This window comes from Acinetobacter sp. GN11, from assembly GCF_054823985.1.
In genome coordinates this window covers 23,647-30,854 of the sequence record NZ_JRVL01000233.1, presented here as the reverse complement: position 1 = coordinate 30,854, position 7,208 = coordinate 23,647, and the positions used below count along the sequence as shown (strand labels likewise).

Annotated in this window: 5 protein-coding genes; all 5 read right to left on the bottom strand. The window is 41.5% G+C overall.

Translation table 11 applies throughout. From position 1 onward, the window contains the following. Window positions 1-88 precede the first annotated feature (88 nt). Genes NL42_RS17120 through NL42_RS17100 form a run of 5 tightly spaced genes read right to left on the bottom strand, consistent with a single transcriptional unit; the run spans window position 89 to window position 7,202 of the window. Window positions 89-2,578, bottom strand: coding sequence for a phage tail protein (locus tag NL42_RS17120; protein ID WP_461313667.1), 2,490 nt, complete (start codon window positions 2,576-2,578; stop codon window positions 89-91). Beyond that, window positions 2,579-3,004, bottom strand: coding sequence for a C40 family peptidase (locus NL42_RS17115; protein ID WP_461313666.1), 426 nt, complete (start codon window positions 3,002-3,004; stop codon window positions 2,579-2,581). A gap of 5 nt (window positions 3,005-3,009) precedes the next feature. Next, window positions 3,010-5,637, bottom strand: a complete 2,628-nt coding sequence (locus tag NL42_RS17110; RefSeq protein ID WP_461313665.1) for a hypothetical protein — start codon at window positions 5,635-5,637, stop codon at window positions 3,010-3,012. 57 nt (window positions 5,638-5,694) lie between these two features. Then, a complete protein-coding gene (locus NL42_RS17105; protein WP_461313664.1) occupies window positions 5,695-6,552 on the bottom strand; it encodes a DUF2163 domain-containing protein in 858 nt (285 codons plus the stop codon). After that, window positions 6,549-7,202 carry a DUF2460 domain-containing protein gene (locus tag NL42_RS17100; RefSeq protein ID WP_461313663.1) on the bottom strand — a complete coding sequence of 218 codons (654 nt, stop codon included), beginning with the start codon at window positions 7,200-7,202 and terminating at the stop codon, window positions 6,549-6,551. The genes NL42_RS17105 and NL42_RS17100 overlap by 4 nt, the downstream gene beginning before the upstream one ends. Window positions 7,203-7,208 lie beyond the last annotated feature (6 nt).

The following is a 7,208-nucleotide window of genomic DNA, read 5'->3' as shown; positions in this document are numbered from 1 at the left end:
AACACTACTTGCTGCATGATCTGCCATTTCATTTCTCCAGAATTTAGGCAAAAAAAGCACCCGTTTGGGTGCTATGAATTAATTTAAATTAAGCTTCAGAAGTACTTTGAGTAATCTGATTTGTATAGTTCCAGACTGTGTTTTCCCATACATCACGTACAGCGACACGAATGTAATATGGGGTTGTTGGTTGTAGGCCTCCAAAAGTAGTTGTTAAATCTGTGCCGGTCCACGTTGGCGACATTTGTGTAGGATCAAAATTAGAAGTCGTGCTGAGCCAAACCGCATAATCTTTGAGATCTGGTACTTCGCTCGGTACCCAATTCACTGTAATTGAATCTTTCGTAGCAGCTGTATAAACATTTAAAAGTACTGGTGGTACCGGATTACTAATACTTAATTCAGCATAGGTGCTGAACTGGTCGCCGTTCTTACTGGCTACACGTATTGTATAAGCTCGGCCTATTCCATCCGTTTTAGCATCTTCAATCGAATAGCTATATTCGGTATTGGTTGTATCTACTTGACGAATCATTGCCCCATTGAACCAGACTTGAACCCGATAACCATCTGCACCGGTTGAGCTTTGCCATTGAACTTTGAACGTGGTACCTATAAACGGCGATTGTAGAGACAAACCTTTCACACCGGCAGGACGTCCACCCGACAAGGTATAGCTATAAGCCGTTACCTCATCTAACGTCTGTTCTTTGCGCTCCAATCCGTTAAAACTGGTGAACTTTAAGAAGATCTGTTTACCTACCAGATTTTCATTATATGGATATTCAAAAATAGCCCGATCAAGCCGAACAAACGGTTCCCCAGCGTTATGAATCTGAGCATCGTCAAAACGTCCACGCAGAACATCACTTAACGTATAAAGACCAGATCCGTTTAATGTGGCCACTCGGTAATTAAAATACTCGTCACCAACTTTACAAAGCGTTTGATCGGCTTGAGCATCTTGTAGGGTGCCGCTGAAGATACGACTTGCTGTATTTAGCTCTACTTGTAAGGCGGTATCATCTGCATCAATAGCCGTTACAAGTTGCCCGTATCGTGCAGATCCGTAAATCGTGCCGATCATTTCATAAGTCGTATTGTCAAGGCTAGCCCAAACGTTACAGCCACCCCAATTGATACCACCAGAAACAGCCACCCATACTTGATTCTTGCCATCTGTTAAATCTAGCGGAGGCTCAAAGATAGCAGGAGCATTAACATTACCTGCTTCCTCATTACCCCCCTGATAACCATTAGAGGCTTGAGAATCGTACTCAATGGCAGATCTTGAACCTATGGCCAGCTCTTCAGCTGTAATTGTTAGTTCGCCGTCCTCATCTTCTTCTATACGTGTAATACGTACAGGGAATTGATTTAAGCCCAATGCTTCATCTGTAATAGTGACAATATCCATCGGCTCTAACCGGCAGTACTTCCAACCTAAAGAAAATTCATATTCATTACGCACATAAAGCAATCGTTGTAAGCGAAGCTGTGCAGCATGACGGGCTATTTTTGGCTCACAAAAATAATGACTTTCTACTGGATCCTCGGTCCGGAGGCCGTACATTTCTATATTTGCTTGGTCCTTTGCCTCAGTCGTTTCTGTGTTGTACTGGTTATAGCGGTTGATGTATTCAACCTGCACATGATTATAAGCATCAGTATCACGGCTGCGCCGTACTCGTACCGGCTCATCGTCACTAATAAAATCATCATCAGTTAAGTGATAAACCGGTGTGAGATCCGGTGTAAAAGTAACGCCGTTTCCAGTAATAGCTGAATCACCAAAGGATCTAATTTTTAAACCGTCTGGGCTTGGTACCACGGCACAATTTACCGCTTCGACAATCTCATTGATTGTTTCATAAGCTGGGCGTTGTTCTGTGAATGCTGGGCTAATTAAGAGATTGGCCGCACGGCAATAAGTACGGAACTCTTCCAAATCTGCCATGTTTAGATTGGGTGCGGCTCCATGACGTGGGTGTGTAATGAAATCTTCGATCACATCTGCCGGATTAGCATCATCAATAGTTTCTGACAAGGTGATTGTGCTAATCACTTCAAAGTTATGATTTGAAAGGCTGGCGCTATTTCCCATCTCATAATTAGCACATGCAACATATCCCAAAAATGGATAGTTAATTGCCTGATCCGGATGCTTTGAAACTAACCAGCCCCATGGCGGGTTATTGTTCCCATCGTATAATTCAAACTTTAACTGATCGATTGGATCTAAGGTAATAGATCCCTCTTGCTTTGGTATGTACTGGTCTTTATCAACCCAAATTAAACCAATCTTCTTAATCTGGTTCTCACACAACCCAAGCATGAGCGAAGCACTATAACTGAACGTGGTGTTGCTGGTTTTAGTACTGCCACCCTTGCCGCCTGATTTCTCAACCGTAGTGTGAGGGGTTGCTAAGAAATCACCGTACCAAAACATGTTTGCAGCAACACGGGTTTTGCCATAAACCAAAGGCTGGCAAAGCCCATATGCTGACTGCTGGATTCGCATTGAGTTAATACGGGTATCAGTAGTACTAATCGTGGTACCGCCAAATAATCCACCCATTTATTTAAGCCTCTTCATACGAAAAAAGCCCGCTATACGGCGGGCTAAACTTCCTTTTGTTCCATCTTGGATAATCACACCTTGATGGAGATAACTGTGAATGACCTGAGGCCATTCGATGACAATTGCACCATGACTGATGCATTTGCCGAAATTATATAAAACTATATCACCTGCTTGGGGCGGTCCTTCTACTGGATCACACACCCCTAAAATGAGCTCTAAATAACGTTGCTCCATCTGGTGCAAGTGCCAATCAGGTGGATATGGCCGTGGATCTAAATGGTCCATGAGTCCTACTTTTTCATAGACCTCACAGATTAAAGTTCCACAATCTACACCAACACCCTTTACTCGCCCTTGGTGATGATATGGAGTACCTAACCAAGTTAGAGCTTCTTTTACTGCTTCTTCATTTTTCTTCATGATGGTTACACCGTAGACTTAAAGTAAGGTGTAAGCCCATCACTTTCTTGGTAATAGCCAGCAGTTGAAGAATGCACACCATTAGACTGTTCAATTACAGTTTTCGGATTACGGGCATTAACTGCTACAGGTGATTCAGGATAGTTGTTTTCAGTATCAACATTTGTGCCGGCACCAACAAAATAGATTCTAGAGGCTTCCTTACCACTGTAATAAGCAGAAAGTAACTTGTTGAAAATTGCAATATTACGTTTCGCCCGTTTAGATGTTTGACCACACGCATAGTTATAGCCAAAAGCGTCCTGACTTGCGTAAGTTGGTGGTGAACACACAGCAACACGAATAGTTGAATTTACCGCAAGAATCGAATTGATAAGAGTATCGAGTTTCGGAAAACCGGTCGTACAAAAATCAATTGCAGCCTGATCAGAAGTTAAGCTAAACGTATCATTCACACCAAGAGAAATGAAAACATCATCAGGTGTTTGCAAACCATATGTTGTTAAATAGTTTTGATAATCAACTTTTGAAGCTGCTGCGTTCCAGAATGGATTTCCAGATTGAGACTGAACATTGCTAAATGCAATAGTGCTATCACCAATCATTGCCGCATCTTTCTTGCTTAAAGTACCCGTTGCACCATTCGTAGGAGCTAAACCGGTAAAGCTACATAAAAAAGTACCTGAGCCATTAGAAAGATTAGTTTCTTGAACAGTAAACTCACCGCCATTAAATGTATAAATTGTTGCATTAATAGCGGGTGCGGTTGTAATTCCACTGACTGTAAATAGATAGTAGGTACGCCCTGCGGTTGTATAGTCGTTAATGGTCCAACCACCCCGCCCTTCGTGTAGATTAGGTGCTGTGCCCCGTGTACCAATTAAAGTGATGCCCATTACATCAGTTGAAGCATTATTTAAAATGCCCTGTGTAATACCTCCGGATGCAATACGAGAATCACCAATACCTTGAACCTTTTTTGTAATTCCAGAATTTGCATTTTTACTGACAATTACAATCTGAGATGTTGCAACAGCTAATTGCAAACCCGTGTATTTATCAATAACACCTAAACTTAAAGAAAAAGTACCTAAACCATCATTTGCTACAGGCTTAAAGCGCCATCCTCTACGTTTATGCATTCCCTTAGAACAGTTGAAATCGAAATCATATAAATTATGATCCACGACCATCGTGTTTTCTAAGAAAATATTGCCTTCCAAACCCTCCATTACGTAGATCTTAGGTGGTAAAAAAACTTCAGGAACATATGGCTGGACAGGAGGATTGCCACCACCGCTAGTAGCTACTTTAAGTAGAAGTTGAAAACCAGCACTGACATATGCGCTTGCTGGGGGTGTTGGTGGTGATGTAACTGCAATAGGTGCTGTGCCCCAATCTCCAGTACCATTTGAGAAGTTAAACCCCCGAGATTCTAAGTTACCTGTAGCTGTGCCGAAGTATCTTGTATTAATAACTTTAATTGTGTCTGATCTGAATACAATAACGAACGGTACGTTTGGAGGTATCGAAATTACTTGATCAAGTTGGATCTCTTGTGCTGAACCAGAATCAGCAGCAGGGAAGTTTTTACATACACCGGAATAGTCTGGGCTTGTGACGTTTGCTTGTAGTACAGAAGCGCCCCGCGTATCAGTAGCTACTTTAGCTCCGTAATAAACACGATATTGAATCGGTTCAACAGTAGTGCACCAAACGTTAGCTTTAATATAATTAAAGTTAACACCGCCTGAGCCACTGACATTGTTATAGCCCACATAAGGCGAAGTATTCCAAAGCACCGATCCAGTTAATTCACTGGTAGTGAATTGTTTACCGAAATATTTATCCTGAGATAGATTGTTTAGAGCAGCTGCAACAGATAAGGCTAGTTCAGTCTTACTCGTATACGCTAGGTCAAACTCAGATTTAAGTGTAGCTGAGTCTTTAAAGACAGACCAACCAGACCACAATGATTCGTACTGTTTATTAACATAAAAGGCTTTATCCCTTCCATACGGCGTAAAACGCACTTCTTTATATGCGCTGTTAGCCGTATAGCTGACTTCTAACCTGCCGAATTTAAAAGGCATGGAAGGCATATTAAGTAACGAGTCGCCGATAGGTATTGTCGGTGTGTAATATCGCCCCACAGGCAAGTTTAGTACGTCTTGCCCTGTAGTTAGCGCCGTCATTGCAGAAAATTGAGTTGAGCGCGTTACAAAGCTATCCCACACACTGTCATAGTTGCCAGTGGATTGCAGCACCTTACGAAATATCGGAGGTGTATTATCTAAGAAAGGGTAGAAAGTTTGGGTACAGCCTGAACTTTTAGCTCCTGACGGATCAGGGTTGTATATTACAGTTACGCCTTGTACCAAGTTATTACCTGAGTACATAGGACCATTAAGTACTTGTGTGTTGGTTAAGTTGGCACCCCAATGATAGTAAATACCTTGTTTATAAAAGTTATTAAAATCATCACCAGCTACAATTTTAATGGGCTTAATAAATGGAACCCCATTAAAAGCATCAAGCCCAACCACATTTTCCAAAAATTGTTTTATTGCAGTCTTAAAACCTTCCTCAGTGACCGAGGCGCCGATAAGCTGATCAATATTTGGTAAAGCCATTTTCTAGCCCCATAAAAAAACCCCGCTCAATGCGGGGTTTTGGTTAAAGATATATGTTTAAACAGAAGTTTCAGGAACCGGTACATATGGCGCACCACGGAATCTTGCACGATTATTAAATCGATTATCACAAGTAGTAAGTCGCTTATCACAACCGGGATAAACACGAATAGCCTCACCAATTGCAGACATGTCTAACAATGGTAAAGTCAGCAATAATGCACCAGCTTCATGCAAACGGACCGTGCGTTTAATTCCAATATTTACGCCTTCTAAAAACTCTACTACGCCTTGGGTAAACCATCCTTGAGGCTGGCTTAAATTGCATAGGATTCGGTTAGGCGTACTATTTGCAGCAATAGTTGTATTAACTGCGAAATCAGCACTGAGCAAACCACATGCGCTATCAAACAAAGTATTTAAACATCCTGGTGTATACAAGTTTCTAGGCATTTGAAGTTTTAAATTATCTACATCAGACACTACACTTGCATTAATTACATAACGATCAAGTTCAGGCTCAACAATACGACCTTCAAATAAAACCAACGTGCCGGCACTGGTATCAGTTGGTGTGTACATATCCATAAATATACGTTCCAACTTAAACCGTGCACCGTCCAATATGCCATTATGAAAGGCCTGAGCTACTGGCACATCACCAAATTTTGTGCTTTCATTTATTTCAATCGTGATTGATAAATTATCAACTTCAATGCCTAAAGAAAGGCTAGTTCCTTCTCGGCTGATGATTGGCCCATCAGCACGAAATTCCTTACCCTGAACAGTCAAATTAACGTCATAGCTTGTATAACAATACTCAATGCCTTGTATCGTCGTAATAGTATACAGATCAGCCATGATGAATTGATCAGCATCTAACAGGGCAATTAATTGAGGTGATGCTTGTCTCATATCTTTGTTCCTAAGGATCCGATTAACTCAACCTTTCCAGCCTTCCAGAGCTTATGCATAAAGTTGAGGTATTGCTGGGTGTCATCTTTAAAGCGGCAGCGATAATAGTAAGTGCCCTTAATATTTAGCTCGATACCGGCTTCGATAGGTTGAGAAAGAATGTACTTACCATCAGCTGTAATTTGTGCAGTAGCGGTATTCCACATTCGCTTAGATATATTTGCATCCCACATGGATTTAACTGGTGTTTGGTTCCACATGTTAGGATCTATGGCCTGTACAATTTTTTCCTCTGTATTACCGAGGGGTAAAGGCGTGTCGTACATCATCTTATAGAGCTGGTACGAGGTCGTTGCACCATCCCCAATAAACTTACAATCAAACTGATTGTCGTCTGGCATCTTATAAAGAAATGAATCAAATGCCCCTCGGCGTTCTAAATAAAACCCTTGGAGTTGCTGCAATTCCTTTCTCCCCTTATTTTCCCGCAAGAATGCGTAAGACAACGAGATTTCATATTTAGGTGTGGCCTGAAAACTCGCACGGAGTTCTCGGCCATTAATTGAAGTCATGATCTTGGTATTGAACATGGGAGTTAGCGAGGTATCCCATTCAAGACCGGGTAACTCTGGAAATAAAACGTTAGACACTTATAC